Annotated in this window: 16 protein-coding genes; 11 read left to right on the forward strand and 5 right to left on the reverse strand. The window is 67.2% G+C overall.

Features of this window, described 5'->3' with window-relative positions; genetic code table 11:
- Position 1 precedes the first annotated feature (1 nt).
- The 5 genes from JOF56_RS30865 to JOF56_RS30885 all read left to right on the forward strand — a co-directional run bounded on the left by JOF56_RS30865 (position 2) and on the right by JOF56_RS30885 (position 5,535).
- Positions 2-787 (forward strand): alpha/beta fold hydrolase, encoded by a 786-nt coding sequence (locus JOF56_RS30865; protein ID WP_209642982.1) that lies wholly within the window; start codon positions 2-4, stop codon positions 785-787.
- Positions 784-1,929 carry a glycosyltransferase gene (locus tag JOF56_RS30870; protein ID WP_209642983.1) on the forward strand — a complete coding sequence of 382 codons (1,146 nt, stop codon included), beginning with the start codon at positions 784-786 and terminating at the stop codon, positions 1,927-1,929. The genes JOF56_RS30865 and JOF56_RS30870 overlap by 4 nt, the downstream gene beginning before the upstream one ends.
- Positions 1,926-3,746, forward strand: a complete 1,821-nt coding sequence (locus JOF56_RS30875) for a class I SAM-dependent methyltransferase (protein WP_209642984.1) — start codon at positions 1,926-1,928, stop codon at positions 3,744-3,746. Before JOF56_RS30870 ends, JOF56_RS30875 begins: the two co-directional genes overlap by 4 nt.
- A complete protein-coding gene (locus JOF56_RS30880) occupies positions 3,743-4,615 on the forward strand; it encodes a GHMP family kinase ATP-binding protein (protein WP_209642985.1) in 873 nt (290 codons plus the stop codon). Before JOF56_RS30875 ends, JOF56_RS30880 begins: the two co-directional genes overlap by 4 nt.
- A gap of 80 nt (positions 4,616-4,695) precedes the next feature.
- On the forward strand, positions 4,696-5,535 hold the full coding sequence (locus JOF56_RS30885; protein ID WP_209642986.1) for an SAM-dependent methyltransferase: 840 nt from the start codon (positions 4,696-4,698) through the stop codon (positions 5,533-5,535).
- A 9-nt stretch (positions 5,536-5,544) separates the two neighbouring features.
- Here the strand turns inward: JOF56_RS30885 and JOF56_RS30890 are convergent, their stop codons facing one another.
- Together JOF56_RS30890 and JOF56_RS30895 are read right to left on the reverse strand one after the other, a co-directional pair.
- On the reverse strand, positions 5,545-7,140 hold the full coding sequence (locus JOF56_RS30890; RefSeq protein ID WP_209642987.1) for a monocarboxylic acid transporter: 1,596 nt from the start codon (positions 7,138-7,140) through the stop codon (positions 5,545-5,547).
- The gene (locus JOF56_RS30895) at positions 7,137-7,502 is read right to left on the reverse strand and encodes a DUF485 domain-containing protein (protein ID WP_209642988.1); all 366 of its coding nucleotides are present in this window, start codon (positions 7,500-7,502) and stop codon (positions 7,137-7,139) included. Before JOF56_RS30895 ends, JOF56_RS30890 begins: the two co-directional genes overlap by 4 nt.
- A 258-nt stretch (positions 7,503-7,760) precedes the next feature.
- Here JOF56_RS30895 and JOF56_RS30900 point away from each other — a divergent pair, with 258 nt between their 5' ends.
- The 3 genes from JOF56_RS30900 to JOF56_RS30910 are packed head-to-tail and all read left to right on the forward strand — an operon-like array spanning position 7,761 to position 11,204.
- Positions 7,761-10,253: a sensor histidine kinase gene (locus JOF56_RS30900; protein WP_209642989.1), complete on the forward strand. Its 2,493-nt coding sequence runs from the start codon at positions 7,761-7,763 to the stop codon at positions 10,251-10,253.
- Positions 10,250-10,669 (forward strand): roadblock/LC7 domain-containing protein, encoded by a 420-nt coding sequence (locus JOF56_RS30905; protein WP_209642990.1) that lies wholly within the window; start codon positions 10,250-10,252, stop codon positions 10,667-10,669. The genes JOF56_RS30900 and JOF56_RS30905 overlap by 4 nt, the downstream gene beginning before the upstream one ends.
- 40 nt (positions 10,670-10,709) lie before the next feature.
- On the forward strand, positions 10,710-11,204 hold the full coding sequence (locus JOF56_RS30910) for a DUF742 domain-containing protein (protein ID WP_307855332.1): 495 nt from the start codon (positions 10,710-10,712) through the stop codon (positions 11,202-11,204).
- Positions 11,205-11,206: 2 nt separating this feature from the next.
- Here JOF56_RS30910 and JOF56_RS30915 read toward each other — a convergent pair whose 3' ends face one another.
- Positions 11,207-12,064 carry a TIGR03564 family F420-dependent LLM class oxidoreductase gene (locus JOF56_RS30915; protein WP_209642991.1) on the reverse strand — a complete coding sequence of 286 codons (858 nt, stop codon included), beginning with the start codon at positions 12,062-12,064 and terminating at the stop codon, positions 11,207-11,209.
- A gap of 89 nt (positions 12,065-12,153) precedes the next feature.
- On the opposite strand from JOF56_RS30915, the gene JOF56_RS30920 reads away from it, so the two are divergent.
- Positions 12,154-12,702: a TetR/AcrR family transcriptional regulator gene (locus JOF56_RS30920; protein WP_209642992.1), complete on the forward strand. Its 549-nt coding sequence runs from the start codon at positions 12,154-12,156 to the stop codon at positions 12,700-12,702.
- Here the strand turns inward: JOF56_RS30920 and JOF56_RS30925 are convergent.
- Positions 12,686-13,603 (reverse strand): SDR family NAD(P)-dependent oxidoreductase, encoded by a 918-nt coding sequence (locus tag JOF56_RS30925; RefSeq protein ID WP_209642993.1) that lies wholly within the window; start codon positions 13,601-13,603, stop codon positions 12,686-12,688. The two genes, JOF56_RS30920 and JOF56_RS30925, sit on opposite strands and share 17 nt — an antisense overlap.
- Positions 13,604-13,694: 91 nt before the next feature.
- On the opposite strand from JOF56_RS30925, the gene JOF56_RS30930 reads away from it, so the two are divergent.
- Both JOF56_RS30930 and JOF56_RS30935 read left to right on the forward strand, forming a co-directional pair.
- Positions 13,695-14,294, forward strand: coding sequence for a TetR/AcrR family transcriptional regulator (locus tag JOF56_RS30930; RefSeq protein WP_209642994.1), 600 nt, complete (start codon positions 13,695-13,697; stop codon positions 14,292-14,294).
- 115 nt (positions 14,295-14,409) lie between these two features.
- Positions 14,410-15,114, forward strand: coding sequence for a GntR family transcriptional regulator (locus tag JOF56_RS30935; RefSeq protein ID WP_307855333.1), 705 nt, complete (start codon positions 14,410-14,412; stop codon positions 15,112-15,114).
- Here the strand turns inward: JOF56_RS30935 and JOF56_RS30940 are convergent.
- Positions 15,111-15,818, reverse strand: coding sequence for a VIT1/CCC1 transporter family protein (locus tag JOF56_RS30940; RefSeq protein WP_209642995.1), 708 nt, complete (start codon positions 15,816-15,818; stop codon positions 15,111-15,113). The genes JOF56_RS30935 and JOF56_RS30940 overlap by 4 nt on opposite strands.
- Between the last annotated feature and the right edge of the window lie 154 nt (positions 15,819-15,972).

A 15,972-nucleotide genomic window follows, 5' to 3' on the forward strand; every position in this document is an offset into this window, starting at 1 on the left:
CGTGGCCACGATCCAAGCCCGCGACCTGCGGTTCCACGTCCAGCAGCTGGGTGAAGACAACACCGGCCCCACTGTGGTGTTCGTGCACGGCCTGGTGATGGACAACCTGTCCAGCTTCTACTACACGCTTGCCGCGCCGCTTGCCCGCCAAGGCATCCGCACGATCCTGTTCGACCTGCGTGGTCACGGCATGTCCGCGCGTCCCGCGACCGGATACACGCCGCAGGAGAGCGCGTCGGACCTGATCGCGATCCTCGACGAGCTCGGCGTGCAGGAGCCGGTTTACCTGCTGGGCAACAGTTATGGCGGAATCGTCGCGATGCACACGGCGCTGAAGGCAGCGGACCGTGTCGCTGGGGTTGTGGTCGTGGAAGCGGCATGCGCGGGCGCGTCCGGTGAGCTGTGGGTCGAGGACATCGTGAACACGCTCAGTGTCGCCGCGCTCGGCCTGGAGTTCGACCGTACCCAGGAACAGCTGATCAAACTCGGCCAGCGCAAGGTCGCCAAGCTCGCCGGCAACGCCAACGCCCTGCTCAACGGGACATCCCTGATCGATGATCTGGTCTGCGGAGCGCTCCTCTCCGAAGAAGACCTCGAACACGTCCAGTGCCCTGTGCTGGGCGTGTTCGGGGCGGAGTCGGAACTCGTCGACGCGGAGAAGGACCTCGCCCGGCTGGTGCCGAACTGCGAGACGCATGTCATCGCGGGGCTTGGGCATACGGTTCTGCGTGAGGCCACTGAGGATCTCATCGCGACGGTGACCGGCTGGCTGGAGAAGCTCCGATGAGCCGGTACTTGTTCGTCGTGCCGCCCTTGACCGGCCATGTCAATCCGACGGTCGCTGTCGGTGGTGAGCTGCTGCGGCGTGGGCACGAGGTCGCGTGGGTCGGCCATCCGGGGACGCTGCGGGCGTTGCTACCGGATAGTTCCCGGATCTTCCCGGCGCTGGACGACGTTCTGGAACAGGGGATTCAGCAGGCGCGGCAACGCTGGCTCGGCCTCAAGGGCATCGCGGTGCTGAAGTTCCTGTGGGAGGAGTTCCTGATCCCGTTGGGGCACGCCATGATCCCCGGCGTGCGGGCGGCGGTCAGCGAGTTCGTGCCCGATGTGCTCATCGCCGATCAGCAGGCGCTGGCTGGGCCGGTGGTCGCGCGGGAGACCGGCACGCCATGGGTCACCAGTGCGAGCACTCCGGCGGAGCTGATCCGTCCACTGCAGACCATGCCGAAAGTCGAGGAGTGGATTCGCCGTCAGCTGAACGAACTGTCCGGGTCCGATGAGGACATCCGGTTCTCCGACCGGCTGGTACTCGCATTCACCTCCAGGGAGCTCGTCGGTGCGCATGAGTTCCCCACGCACTACGTGTTCACCGGCCCGGCGCTGGGGCACCGGCCACAGCGAGCGGAATTCCCGTGGACCTGGCTGGCCGATGGGCATCAGCGAGTGCTCGTCTCGTTGGGAACGTTGAACGGCGCTGCGGGGCAACGGTTCTTCGGTGAAGTGATCGACGCTGTCACGGACATGCAAGGTGTTCAGGTCGTCATGGTCGCGCCACCCGATGCCGTCCAGGCACCGTCGAACGTGCTTGTGGCTGAACGTGTTCCGCAGCTCGCGTTGATGAACCATGTCGACGCGGTGATCTCGCACGGCGGGCACAACACCGTGTGCGAGGCGCTGGCACACGGGCTGCCGCTGGTCGTCACTCCGATCAGGGACGATCAGCCGATCATCGCGCAGCAAGTCGTGTCCGCGGGAGCGGGCGTACGGCTGAAGTACACCCGCGTCCGGGCCGGCGAGATCCGCACCGCCCTGGACAGCGTCCTGCACACCCCGGACTACGCGGCCAACGCGCGCCGGGTGCAAGAGTCCTTCCGAGCCGCGGGCGGTGCGTCCGCCGCGGCCGATCATCTCGAGGCGGTGGCGGCATGATCGCTTGGATCCTGTTCGGCCTGGTAGTGGCCTTCCTCGCGCTGGACACACTGCGATTGCGGGGCAGAGCGAGCCAGATGCAGGTGTTGCCGCAGGCAGTGTTGCCTCAGGTGGCCGGCGATTCGGAGGACTTCGAGAGCTTCCCCGCGGTGCTGCCCGAGGACGTCCGCCAGGCCGCGATCGAGTTCGCCCGGACCGAGGACCTCGGCCTGGTCGACCTGATCCCGGCGAACCTGTCCACTGTGGCCGCGCTGGACCTGCTCAAACAGGTCGACCCGAAGACGTACCGGTCCGGTCGTTGGGAACGCGGGATCAGCGCGAGCGAAGCGATCCTCTACAGCCGCAAAGCCGTGGACAAGCTCGGTATCAAGGAGCCGACAGACCCGACCGAGTTCGTTTCGGTGGCGCGGCGGGTCAAGGACCGTGAAGGCGTCAGCGTCGATCTTGCCGTCGCGCCGACCCTCCCGGCAGGCCCGTACGACCTGTCGACCCGCGCCGCCCGGCTGCGCAAGCTGGGCAAACGCCCGGCACTCTCGACCAGCGCCTCGGTTCTGGGGTATCTGGCCGTGCTGGGAACGGTGGTCTGGACCGGGCCATGGGGCCTGATCGCCGCGGCGTTCTACAGCCTGCAGCCGATCCTGGTGTTCGCCGGAACGCCGTTGCGGCCCAAGGATCTCCTGCTCACTTCGGTGCTGCGCGCGGTCTATCAGCCGTATCTGTGGGTGCGGACACTCGGCGGGCGGTGGCAGTCCAACGCGGAAATCCAGCAGCAGAAGGACATGCTGGCCTCGGTACCGTCCTATCAGCAGGAGATCGAGCGCGGGACCGACCGGTTCTACGAGCCGCGCCTGCAGGCCTGTCCCACCTGTGGGTCGGCCTCGCTCAAGCAGTGGGTGCACAGTGTGGACCTGGTCCAGCGCAAGCCCGGTGAGTTCACAATGGACCGATGCGTCTCCTGTGGACACGTGTTCCAGAACCCGCGTTTGTCGACGACCGGATTGGACTTCTACTACCGGGACTTCTACGACGGTCACGGCGCGAGTGCGGCCGAAGCGGTGTTCGCCGGAAAGCCTGACCCGTACTACGACCGCGCCCGGATGGTGCAGCCGTTCACCACACCGTCGAACTGGCTGGACGTCGGATCGGGACACGCGCACTTCTGCCGTGGCGCCAAGGAGATCCTGCCGGACACCAGGTTCGACGGGCTTGATCAGGGCGCGTCGATCGAGGACGCGGCCACGCTCGGCTGGATCACCGAGGCCTACCGCGGCAACTTCAAGGACTTCGCCGACCAGTTGCGCGGCCGTTACGACGTGATCAGTATGCACCACTACCTCGAGCACACCCGCGACCCGTGGGACGAGCTGGACATCGTCGCCGATGTGCTGGGCGAAGGCGGATACCTGCTGATCGAGGTGCCCGATCCGGAGTGGAAGCTGGGCCGGCTGTTCGGCAAGTACTGGATGCCATGGTTTCAGCCGCAGCACCAGCACATGCTGCCGATCGCCAACCTCAAGAAGGCACTCGCCGAGCGCGGTCTGCAGCCGGTCGCCGAGGAACGCGGCAAAGCGCATCTGTGCAACGACTTCGTGCTGTCGAGCTACCTGTTCCTGGCCAGGATCGCACCGCGTTCGCCGTCGCCGTGGCGGCCCGCGAAGCCGCGGCTGAAGGCGCTGCGCAGTGCTGTGGTGTGGTCGGTCGGCATTCCGTGGCTGATCGTGGCCGGACTGCTGGACAGGACCGTGAACCAGAGCATCGCCCGGCGCGACGACCGTGGCAACGCCTACCGTGTGCTCGCACGTAAGGAGAGCGTGTGACGGATCTCGCTGACCGGCCGGATCTCGCGCCCGAGCTCCGCCTTGTGCCCCATGCCTTCCGGGAGGCGTTCGGCCGTTCGGCGGAAGGTGTCTGGTACGCGCCCGGCGTCGTGAACGTGGTGCCGGGGATGGCGATGTGCTGCCGGTGGGGCGCGATCGTGGCAGGGGAGCGCCGCGACGACGGCCTGCTGGAGCTCACTTCGATCAACAAACCGGCCGAACCGGTCGTGCTTCCGTTGAGTTCGGAGTTGCCCGAGTGGGCCAAACCGGTCGCCCGCGTGATCGAAAGGCTGCGGCCCGGCGGCGCGACCTTGCTGTGCAGCGTCGATCTTCCGGCGGGTTCGGGCCTGTCGTCGCAGACCGCGCTCGCCTGTGCCGCCGGACTGGCCATTCGAGACCTATGCCGCCCGGACATTCCCATGGACGACTTGGTCAGCGCGCTCGCCGAGGGTGAGCCGCTGGCCCCGGTCGCGTTCACCGGATACGAAGTCGGCCTTGACATCGAGGACGCCCGGCTGCTCGTCATCGACACCCGTGTGAGACGTGACACGGCCATTCGGCCCAACGAGATTCCCGCACAGGACTGCTCATCGCTGGGCCTGCTCGGCCGGTATCTGATGGCTTTCCACCAAGCCCAGGAACCCGAGCCTGAACAGGACATCGCGGTCAAGGCCGCGCTCGCCGGCGGTGCTTTCGGCGCGTCGATGCTGGTCGACGGGCCAGGACGGCCCGCGGTCGCACTCGTCGCGGCGTCCAAGGTGAGCCCGGTGCGCGCATATGTGTCCGATGCCTTCCGCCGCAACGGGTTGCCGGCGCCTAGGTATTTGACTATCCGGCCGTCCGGCGGAGCACGCCGGATAACCCTCTGAACGGCGTATTCCGCTCGTCGCACTGCGTGAACCCCGTACTGTTGGCAGTGATCAGCTACTGCAGAAGACGGGATCGCGGAATGACTCGGGGCGACGATTCGGCGTACGGCCAGGGCTTGCCTGCCCGGGTCGACACGTCGAGGGCCAGCCTGACCCGGGTCAACGACGCGATGCTCGGCGGCAAGGACAATTTCCAGGTCGACCGGGACGTCAAGGACCGGTTGCTGGCCCTGGACCCGCAGTTCGGCCGCGCGTCCCGCGACCGGCACGACTTCCTGATGCGCGTGACCCGGTACCTGGCCCGCGAGATGGGTGTCGCGCAGTTCGTGGACTGCGGCGCGACCTTGCCCGAGGCGGAGAACGTCCATCAGGTCGCGCAACGGCTCAACCGCGAGTCGACCATGTTCTATGTGTCCCGGGATCCGGCTGTGCTCGCCCATGGCCGTGCCCTGCTGGCCGACAACGACCGGACACACATGGTGGAGGCCGATTTCCGGCAGCCCCAGCAGGTTCTCGAACACCCGACCGTCACCAAATACCTCGACTTCGGCCAGCCGGTCGCCCTGCTGCACGCCGGGACTATGCATCACGTGCGTGACGAACGTGATCCGGAAGGCATCATCTCGGCCTACGTCTCAGCGTTGCCGTCCGGGTCCTACCTGGTGTTCGCGCACCTGCTCGACCCAGGGCCGGACCATGAACTGGCCGGGCTGATGGCCGATCTGGTCAAGATCTACACCGACACCGGCATCGGGGCCTGGTTTCGTACCCGGGACCGGATCGCCGGGATGCTCTCCGGGCTGGACCTGCTGGAACCAGGGCTGGTCACGCTGGCCGACTGGTGGCCCGACGGTCCCCGGCTGCGTCCGCTGGGCCCGACCCAGCGGCTTGCGGTCGGCGCTGTCGGCCGCAAGCCCTGAAGCACTAGGTCAGTCCGAGCCGATCCCGGTCACTGACCTGACCGCCATCTCGTCGCGGCGCTCGGTGTCGCTGTCGCCCTTCTTCTCGCCGACGATCGTGCCGACGATGCCGAGCGCGAACGACAACGGGATCGAGAACAGACCCGGGTTCGACAGCGGGAACCAGGCGAAGTCCACGCCGCTGAAGATCGATGTCGGGCTGCCGGACACCACCGGCGAGAACGTGATCAGCACCAGGCACGTGGACAGGCCGCCGTAGATCGACCACAACGTCCCGGTGGTGTTGAAACGTCGCCAGAACAACGTGTACAGGATCGCAGGCAGGTTGGCCGAGGCCGCGAGCGCGAACGCCAGCGAGACCAGGAACGCGACGTTCTGGCCGATGGCCAGGATGCCGCCGCCCACAGCCAGGCAGCCCACGACGACCGCGGTGAGCCGGGCGACACGGACCTCGGAGCCCGGTTCAGGGTTGCCGCGTTTGATCACGTTGGCGTACACGTCGTGCGCGAACGAGGCCGAGGCGGTCAGCGTGAGGCCTGCGACGACAGCCAGGATCGTAGTGAACGCCACCGCGGAGACGATCCCGAGCAGGGTGGCCCCGCCGATCTCGAACGCGAGCAGCGGCGCGGCCGAGTTCTCACCGCCGGGTGCCTTGACGATCGCGTCCGAGCCGACCATCGCGCTCGCGCCGTAGCCGATGATCAGCGTGCTCAGGTAGAAGAGCACCATCGCCCAGATCGCCCAGACGACCGACCGGCGCGCTTGCTGGGCGTTGGGAACCGTGTAGAAGCGCATCAGTACGTGTGGCAGCGCGGCGGTGCCGAGCACCAGGGCCAGCGACAGGGACACGAAGTCGAGCTTGGAGGTGTCGGTCTTGCCGTAGCGCGCGCCGGGCTCGAGGACCGCGCTGTCGATGGCGTTGTTGCTGACGGCTTTGCCGAGCAGGTCGGAAAGGCTGAAGCCGAACTTGCCGAGCAGGAACACGCTCATTAGCGCGACGCATACGAGCAGGAGCGCGGCTTTGACAATTTGTACCCAGGTGGTGCCCCGCATGCCGCCGACCAGCACATAAAAGATCATGATCAGGCCGACCACGCCGATCACCAGCGCCTGGCCGCCGACCGTGTGCACGTCCAGCAGCAGCGCGACCAGACCACCGGCACCGGCCATCTGGGCGAGCATGTAGAAGAACGAGATGACCAGGGTGGAGTTCGCGGCCGCGGCCCGCACCGGGCGCTGGCGCATCCGGAAGCTGATGACGTCGCCCATGGTGTACCGGCCGATGTTGCGGATCCGCTCGGCCACCAGCAGCAACGGCACCAGCCAGGCGACCAGGAAGCCCACCGAGAACAGGAACCCGTCGTAGCCGTAGACCGCGATCGCGCCGGCGATGCCCAGGAAGGACGCGGCCGAAAGGTAGTCACCGGAGAGCGCGAACCCGTTCTGGATGCCGGTGAACGAGCCGCCTGCGGCGTAGTAGTCGGCCGCGGTGGTGTTTCTCCTGCTCACCCGGTAGACGATGAACAACGTCACGGCCACGACGCCGACAAAGACGCTGATGTTAATACCAGGATTCCCCGCGGTTGCGGCCAGATTGACTGTCATCGCCTGCCCGTGCTCATTCGTTCGGCCAATTCGGCCGTCTGCGGATCCACCCGCCGCTTGGCGAAGATCAGGTACAACACCATGATCACTATCGTGCTCACGAACTGCGACAACCCCAGCAGCAGCCCGACTGTGACGTTCCCGAACGCACGCTGGCTCATGAAGTCGTGCGCGTAAGCGGCGAGCAGGACATATCCGAGATACCAGCACAAGAACAGTGCGGTCATCGGTAAGGTGAAACGCAGCAACCGGCGCCGTATGGCGATGAACTCAGGACTGCGGGCAATCGCCTCGAAGTCCGGTTCGCCGTCCGGTGGTTCGGGGAAATCATGCTCCCGCGAAAAGGACGGCATTGTTTTCATGGGGATGGTCCTCCGCAGGTTGGAGCCGGGCTGCTCGGCCGGGACAAGCTAAAGCCGAGGTACCCGCGACGTCAAGACAGGTGTGCGTGGATGTATCACCAAGTAGTTCTTCTGTGTGAAAAGTTCCAACACCAATCCTTGGTCTGTGTACCGGCCCATTGACGGAACGTGCTGGAGTCGTGGCGTAATTGACACTTGAACAAATGGGCGACGATTCCTTAGGTTAGCCGCGATGTCCTATTTGTATTTGGAGTTCTCGTGACTGCTCGGCGCTCGTGGTCGGCGGCCGCCATGCAGTGGCGGAACTGGCCTGTGCTCGTCAAGATCGGCGCCGTCCTGGTGGTGCCGGTCATTGGCGCGATGACGCTTGGGACTTTGCGGGTGCAGGCCGACATGGACCTGGCGGACTCGTACGCCCGGGTCGAGCGTCTGGCTGTGCTGCGCGCGGAGCTGGTGCCGCTGCTGTCGGCTGTCCAGCGTGAGCGCAATTTCGCGGTGGAGCCGCCGGTCGAGGCCTTCCAGCAGCAGACCACCGGCACCGACACGCTGATCGACACCCTGCACTGGCTGCGTGACCAGGCGCCGGACATGGACCAGGCGTCGCTGGACGGCTATCACAAGCTGATCCAGGAACTCGGCGCGCTCAAGGAGATCCGCCAGCAGGTCACCTCCGGCGCGGACTCCACCGCGGTGCTGTCGGCCTACGGCACGATCGTGCAGGCGATCCTCGACTTCGACCGCACCCTGGTCAGCCGGTTCCCCGACGAGGAACTGACGGGTGCGTCCACCGCGCTCTACGACCTGCAGGTCGCCCGCGAGCAGGTGGCGTTGCAGCAGTCGCTGGTGCTGGTCGGGCTCCGCCGCGGCGAGTTGTCCGGCCCCGAGCGTGAACAGCTGATCGAGGCCGACGTCCGGCTCGCCGACATGATCGTCGACGCGCGTGCGGTCGCGCCCCCGTTCCTGTGGAAGCAGTATCTGGACACGGTCACCGGCTCGGATGTCGCCGCGCGCCAGGCGATGGTCCGCCAGGCCCGTGCCGAGGTGTCCCCGGCCCAGCGCCGTACGAACGTCCGGCCGACGATGCCGTTCGTGGCCAAGGAATGGAACTCCACGTCGGACGCGACGACCGGCCTGATGGCGTTCGTGGCCCGTGGTGCCGCCAGCGAGCTGCAGGCCGCGTCCGCCCGCCTGCAGAACGACAGCAGCAACCGCGCCGGTACACAGTCGGTGCTGCTGCTGGCGATGGTGCTGCTGGCCGCCGCGATCGGTGGTGTGGTCGGCCGGTACCTGCTTCGGTCCCTGAACTCCCTGCGTAACGCCGCCCTGGACGTCGCCTCGTACCAGCTGCCCGCGGTGGTCGCGGACATCCGCGCGGGCAAGCCCGCGGCGATCGAGCCGATGCCGGTCAAGACGACTGAGGAGTTCGGTCAGCTGGCCCGTGCGTTCGACACCGTGCAGAACCAGGCCGTGCGGTCGGCCGAGGAGGAAGCCGCGCTGCGCGGCAACCTGCGCAACATCTTCGTGAACCTGTCGCGCCGCAGCCAGGGCCTGGTCGAACGGCAGCTGCGGCTGATGGAACAGCTGGAGCAGAAAGAGGACGACCCCGACCAGCTGGAGAACCTGTTCAAGCTGGACCACCTGGCCACCCGGATGCGCCGCAACAACGAGAACCTCGTGGTGCTCTCCGGTGCCGACCTGGGCCGGCGGTTCAGCGAACACGTGCCGCTGTCGGACGTCCTGCGCGCCGCTGTGTCCGAAGTGGAGCATTACCAGCGGGCGACCGTGCGGTCCGTGCCGCGGGTGGAGGTGCTCGGTTACGCCGCCGGTGACCTGGTGCGGTCCGTCGCGGAACTGGTGGAGAACGCCACTGCCTTCTCCCCGCCCGACTCGCAGGTGACCATCCAGGGCGAGCGCCGTGAGGACGGCTCGGTCCTGATCGAGATCCTCGACGAGGGCATCGGTATGGCCGAGACCGAACTGGCCGAGGCCAACAGCCGGGTGGCCGCGGCCGGTGGCGTGGACGTGCCCGTCTCCCGCCAGATGGGCCTGTTCGTGGTCGGCAGCCTGGCCAGCCGCCATGGCATCTCCGTGGTGCTCTCGCGCCGGGAAGGCGAGCAGGACGGCCTGGTGGCCTCGGTGGTCGTGCCGCCGGATGTCATCTACACCTCCGCCATCAAGCCCGCGGAGGTCCAGGACATCCCGGTCGAGGAGCACGGCCTGGCAGGCCGCCTGAAGTCGGTGGGCATCACGGTGTCCCTGCCGGAACTGCCGTTGGCGAGCTCACCCGCATCGATCCTGTTCCTGTCCAAGGACCTGCCGCCCGACGAGCCGCCCACAGTGGTGAAGACCAAGCCGGTGGCACCCCCGGCGCCGGTCCAGCCCCAGGTACAGGTACAGGTACAGACCCAGACGCCCCAGACGCAGACCCAGCAGGCGGCACCGGAGCCCGCACAGGACTTCGCGTGGCTCGGTGGCGCGGCTCCGGCGGCTCCGGCGCAGCAGCCGCCGTTGCCCCAGCAGACGCGGCCGTCGGTCGCCACGACACCCCAAAAAGAAGGTGAGTTGCCCAAACGCGTTCCCAAGGCACAGCTGTTCGCCGGATCGGTCAGTGACAATGGTGCTGCCAACGGCAAGCGCAGTGCCGTGCCGCCAAGACCGCCGGCCAACGCTGAACGTGCCAGGGGCTTCTTGAGCAGTTTCCAGGCGGGCGTCCGCCAGAGCAAAGCCGACCAGGGGGAGGAGAAACCATGACGGAGACTCGTCAGATCAGCCGTTTCGGCTGGCTTGTGGACAACTTCACAGAGCGCGTCCCAGGCGTCGCGCACGCGATCGTGATCTCGGTCGACGGCTTGTTGCTCACCGCTTCATCCCGGTTGCCCGAGGACCGGGCAGAGCAGATGGCCGCCATCGCGGCCGGGATCGTCAGCCTGAATCTGGGCGCGGCGAAATGCCTGGGTGCCGAGAAGGTCAACCGGTCGATCGTCGAGATGGACTACGGCGTGTTGCTGCTCACCTCGATCCGGGACGGATCCTGCCTGGCCGTGCTGGCCAGGCGGGACTGCGACATCGCCCAGATCGCGTACGAGATGACTGTGCTGGTCGATCAGGTCGGTCAGATGCTGACCCCCGAGCTGCGTGCCGAGCTGAGCGGATCCGTCCGCCGGTGATCGTTTCGGTGTTTCGGTGATTGGGTGAGGTGAGATCCGGGTGAGCGCTGACGATCAGGGCTTCGCCGAGGTGCTCAACGGATTCAGCCTGGACAGCGGGCGGCGCTTCGCCGCTCGGCGCAAGCCCACTCCAGAGCCCGCCGCTCCGCAGGCAACGACGCCCGCGGCAGCAGCGGCCCGGCCGGCGGCTCCAGAGCCGAACGCGTCGTTCGTGCGTGCCTACGCGTGGACCGGCGGACGGACGCGGTCGAGCTACCGCCTGGAGATCGAGACCCTGGTCTCGACCAGCACCCGGGCCCTGGACCGGCTCTGGGACCTGGCGGCCGAGCACCAGGAAGTGGCCGAGCTCTGCGGCCAGTCGAAGTCCGTCGCGGAGGTCGCGGCGTTGCTGAAGCTGCCCCTGGGAGTGGCCAAGGTGCTGCTCGGCGACATGGCCACGCTCGGCCTGATCGTGGTGCACGAGAACGCGTCGGCCAACCCGGATATGGAACTGCTCGAACGAGTCCTGCGCGGCCTGACGAAACTGCGAGTGTGAAGCTAGCCCGCGATATCCCCGAGTAGCGCGATGGTCCGTCGCTGCTCGGCGTCCGACCCGAACGGAACGGCGATCAACTCCGCCGTGCCCGCGTCCGCGAAACGCTGGATCTGCTTGCGCACGGCGTTCTCGTCGCCGACGACGGCGGTCTCCCCGACGTTGTCGAAGCCCTCCCGGTCCAGGACGGCCCGGTAGCTGGGCATGTCCCGGGCAGGACCGTAGGTCTGGTTGAGAACGTCCCGTAGCCCGGCGGGATCGTCGGTGACGGACACACAGATCGAGGCGTAGACCTGCTTGACGGCGGGCGCGAAGTACTCGGCGATCGACCGCGCTCCCGCCCACACGGTGATGGTCCCGTCGGCGAGTTCTCCGGCCAGCCTGAGCATTTGCGGGCCCAGCGCGGAGATCAGCACCGGGGGAGCGGCGGTCCCGGGCGCGGTGATCTGTCCCTCCACTTTGACCGTCTCACCCTGGTAGCTCACGGATTCACCACGCAGCAACCGAATCAGGGCGGACAGGTACTCACGCAGGTGCCGGATCGGGCGGTCGTACGAATATCCGTACTGGCCCTCGATGAGCGGCCGGTGACTGGGCCCGATGCCCAGCTTCAGTCCATTCCCGACAGTGAGTGCCTGGCTGGCCAAGGCGAGCGGATGCCGCGCGTACGAACGCATGACGGCTGTTCCCAGGCCGATGCCCGCGACCTCCCGGCCGGTGATGGCCAGCAGGGTGAGCGGGTCCCAGCCCAGCCGCTCGCCCAGCCACACCGACTCGATCCCGGCGGCCGACGCGGCCCGCGTGGTCCCCAGGTACTCGTCAACGGTCTTGCCCATGTCCTCGACGAAGATCCCGATACGCATCCATGCCCCCGATAAGTGGACGAATTCCTTCCGGTTTCCGCACGCTACACTAACCGGAAGAACTTCGTCCACATCATCGGGAGGCCGGGGTGCGCGCGGATGCGCTGCGCAATCGCGACCAGATCGTTGCCGCTGCGCGGGTTCTCTTCATCACGCACGGTGTCGAGGCGCCCATGGAAGAGATCGCGAAGGCCGCGGGCGTCGGCGTAGGAACGCTCTACCGGCGGTTCCCGGACCGTGGTGCACTGATGGACGCCGTGACCGTGGACGTCTTCCATCGGCTTACCGGCATGATCGCCACAGCACGGGACGAGGAATCGTCGGCCTGGGACGCGCTACGCCGATTTCTGCGGGAGTGGGCGGAGTTCAGGCTCGGCTTGCTGCAGGATCCGTTGTGCAGCGGGATGTCGCAGGCGCTGCGGACCAACTCCGAGCTGCGTGAGATACGCACGCGCTGGCTGGAGTTGTTCGAGCGGACTGTCCAGGAAGCTCAGCAGGCCGGTGACCTGCGCCGGGACGTGGGGCTGATGGAGATCGCGACGTTCATGAACCTGCTCATCCGGGACGAGCAGACCGAGACCACCGGCCGCATCCTGGCGTTCATGCTGGACGGGCTCGCTGTCACACCGGGAACTTGACGCCGGTGAGTTCCTCGGAGACGGTCCACAGCCGGCGCTGGATCTCCACGTCGTGGGACTGCTGGCTCGACTTGACCAGGACGGGCTTACCGCGGGCCTCGCCGAGCCCGGACGGTCCGTAGTACTGGCCGCCGAGGACGTTCGGGTCGGTCGCGGCGCGAAGCGTCGGCAGGGCACCGGCTTCGGCGCTCTGGGTGATCAGTGGCGCGATGACGGCGGACAGTCCTCGCAGGGCGGCGGGCATGTTGCGCATCAGTTCGGTGTTGGAGGCGCCGGGGTGGGCGGCGGCCGCGATGGTCTTGCCCTTGCCGGAAAGCCTCCGCTGCAGTTCATAGGTGAACATCAGGTTGGCCAGTTTGGACTGTCCGTACGCGGCGACGCGGCTGTAGGAGGAGTCCCACTGCAGGTCGTCGAAATTGATCTTCGCCCGGATCCGGTGGCCGACGCTGCTGACGGTGATCACGCGGGAGTCCGGGACGGGCAGCAGCAGGTCGAGCAGGAGACCGGTGAAGGCGAAGTGTCCCAGGTGGTTCGTGCCGAACTGCAGCTCGAACCCGTCGGCCGTGCGCTGCTTCGGGGTGTACATCACGCCGGCGTTGTTGATCAGCAGGTCGATGCGGTCGAGCTTGGTGCGCAGCTCGTCGGTGGACCTGCGGATGGCGTCCAGCGAGGTCAGGTCGAGCTGGTGCACGGTGACGTCCGCGCCGGGGCCGGCCGCGGTGATCTGGTTCGCGGCGGCCTTGCCCTTGTCCGCGTTGCGAACGGCCAGGATGACCGAAGCTCCTTTCGCGGCAAGCGCTTTGGCGGTTTCGAAGCCGAGGCCGGTGTTGGCGCCGGTGATCACGGCGGTCCTGCCTTGCTGACCCGGTATGTCGGCGGTGGTCCACGACTGTCCTGGCATGATCTCTCCTGGGTTAAGATGCGGGGCGTGCGTTCCGCTTAGAACTATACGGAACGATCGCCCCGTTTGTCGACTGGGAGGTGGGTCACACATGGCTGAGCAGTCACGGCCGCTGCGTGCGGACGCCGCCCGCAACCGCGCCCGCGTGTTGCAGGTGGCCTACGAGACATTCGCCGCCGAGGGGCTCGCGGTCCCGATCGACGAGATCGCCCGCCGGGCGGGCGTCGGCGCGGGCACGGTGTACCGGCACTTCCCGACCAAGGAGTCGCTGTTCCAGGCGATCGTGGCCGACCGGATGGGGCACCTGATCGACGTCGCCCGCGGCATGGCCGCGGACGATCCGGGCCAGGGGCTGTTCAAGTTCCTGCACTACATGCTCGAGGAAGGCTCGGCCGACCAAGGGCTGGCCGACGCCCTCGCGGGCATTGGCATCGATCTCGGGGCGTCGGTTCCGGACGGGGAACGTGAGTTCATGCAGATGCTGGCCGAGTTGCTGGCGGCCGCGCAGGCCGCGGGCTGCGTACGTTCCGATGTGGCCGCCAAGGACGTGAAGACCCTGCTTGTCGGGCTCCAGGCGATGCAGCGCTACCGCGGCGACGACGCCGAGCTGGTCTTCCGGATCGTCCTGGACGGCCTGGCGTCTTCGCCGGGACAATTCCCGGCCGGTTCCAGGGATTGCTTATCCCGCTAGACGTCCGGATCGCGGTATGGTGCGACGTCATGCTGGCTGATATGGCTCGGCGCCGTCGCGACCACGCGGAGGACGACCTGTACACGCGTGATGTTGCCCGACGGCGGGAGTGGGCGTGACCAGCCGGGTGCCCAGGCTCAAGCACGAGTGGATCGTCGAGCAGTTGGCCAAGGAGATCCAGACCGGCCGGCTGGCCCACGGCGACCAGCTGCCCGGCGAGAACGCCTTGGCAGCCAGGTTCAGCGTCAGCCGCAACACCGTCCGCCAAGCCCTGACCGAACTGGGCAACCAGGGCCTGATCGCCACCCACTCGGGCAAAGGCTCGTTCGTCACCTTCGACGACCGGACGATCGACGACCGTCTCGGCTGGACGCGGGCCCTGGTCGACCAGGGCGTCCGCACGGCAGTCGTGCGCCTCGAACTCGTCGAGGAACAGGAACTGGCCGAGCGCCTGGGCCTGGAATCGGCCGAACTGGTCGCCGTGGACCGCGTCCGTTCCATTGTGGATGGATCGCCGATCTCCTTCGAACGAAGCAGAATCCCGGCCATCGGGACATTGCGCGCACTACCCGAGCGTGGCCTGGCAGGCTCGCTGTACGACGAACTGCGCGCCGCGGGCCTGGTACCCGAAGCGGGGGAGGAATGGGCCGAGCTGGCACGCCTGTCACAGGCCGAGGCCGAACTGCTCGGCCGTCCTGCGGGAGAACGGTTCCTGCGCACACGCCGGCTGAGCCGTGACGTCAAGGGCCAGTTCGTGGAGCACGCGGAATGCCTGCTCGACCCCGACCGGTTCCGGCTGCACCTGACCTTCGGAAGCTAGATGGCCGCGCCGACCAGGTGGCCGATGCCGTAGGTCGCGGCCATCGCGATGATGCCGCCGGCGACATTCCGTGCGATGGCAGGAAGTCTGGGTGCCCCGCCGAGGCGTGCGCTGACCGACCCTGTCAACGCCAGTGCCAGCACGGCGACCGCGACCGTGAGGGAAACCCTGAGGTCGCCGGTCGGAATCATGAACGCCAGCAACGGCAACAACGAGCCGACGGTGAACGCGACAAAACTCGCGAACGCGGCCTGCCACGGGCTGGTCAGCCCGTCCGGGTCGATCTTCAGCTCGGCCTCGGCGTGGGCGGCAAGCGCGTCCTTGGCGGTCAGCTGCTCGGCCACCTCGCGCGCCAGCTCTGGCGACAGGCCCTTCTCCTCGTAGATCTCGGCAAGCTCCTGCAGCTCGAACTGCGGCATCTCCTTGAGCTCGCGGCGCTCCTGGTCCAGCAGCGCCTCCTCGGCGTCACGCTGGCTGGACACCGAGACGTACTCGCCCGCGGCCATCGACATGGCGCCCGCGAACATCCCCGCGAAGCCCGCGGTGACGATCTGCGGCACCGAAGTGGTCGCACCGGCGACACCGAGCACAAGGCTTGCCGTCGACACCACGCCGTCGTTCGCGCCGAGCACACCGGCTCGCAGCCAGTTGAGCCGCGCGCCGGTGTCCTCGTGCGGCTCGTGGTGGAGAGGCTCGGTCGTCACATGCTGAGCGTAGGGCAGCGACAGCCGATCAGCCTCTTGCGAAGTGATGTTGCCGCCTCATACGCTGCGTATCGCTGTAAACCGTCTGTTGTGTCGGTCTGGTGCGCGATTCACGGCCCAGTTCAGCGCCGCCATTAGCCGAAAGGGCACCTGC

The organism is Kibdelosporangium banguiense, from assembly GCF_017876405.1.
In the GTDB taxonomy this organism is placed as follows: Bacteria; Actinomycetota; Actinomycetes; order Mycobacteriales; family Pseudonocardiaceae; genus Kibdelosporangium; species Kibdelosporangium banguiense.

Excerpts from the sequence above, each read along its gene's own strand:
- JOF56_RS30930 (WP_209642994.1), top strand. The coding sequence starts at position 13,695 with ATGGCTGAGCAGTCACGGCCGCTGCGTGCGGACGCCGCCCGCAACCGC.
- JOF56_RS30890 (WP_209642987.1), bottom strand. The coding sequence starts at position 7,140 with ATGACAGTCAATCTGGCCGCAACCGCGGGGAATCCTGGTATTAACATC.
- JOF56_RS30915 (WP_209642991.1), bottom strand. The coding sequence starts at position 12,064 with ATGCGTATCGGGATCTTCGTCGAGGACATGGGCAAGACCGTTGACGAG.
- JOF56_RS30895 (WP_209642988.1), bottom strand. The coding sequence starts at position 7,502 with ATGAAAACAATGCCGTCCTTTTCGCGGGAGCATGATTTCCCCGAACCA.
- JOF56_RS30905 (WP_209642990.1), top strand. The coding sequence starts at position 10,250 with ATGACGGAGACTCGTCAGATCAGCCGTTTCGGCTGGCTTGTGGACAAC.
- JOF56_RS30870 (WP_209642983.1), top strand. The coding sequence starts at position 784 with ATGAGCCGGTACTTGTTCGTCGTGCCGCCCTTGACCGGCCATGTCAAT.
- JOF56_RS30885 (WP_209642986.1), top strand. The coding sequence starts at position 4,696 with ATGACTCGGGGCGACGATTCGGCGTACGGCCAGGGCTTGCCTGCCCGG.
- JOF56_RS30925 (WP_209642993.1), bottom strand. The coding sequence starts at position 13,603 with ATGCCAGGACAGTCGTGGACCACCGCCGACATACCGGGTCAGCAAGGC.
- JOF56_RS30875 (WP_209642984.1), top strand. The coding sequence starts at position 1,926 with ATGATCGCTTGGATCCTGTTCGGCCTGGTAGTGGCCTTCCTCGCGCTG.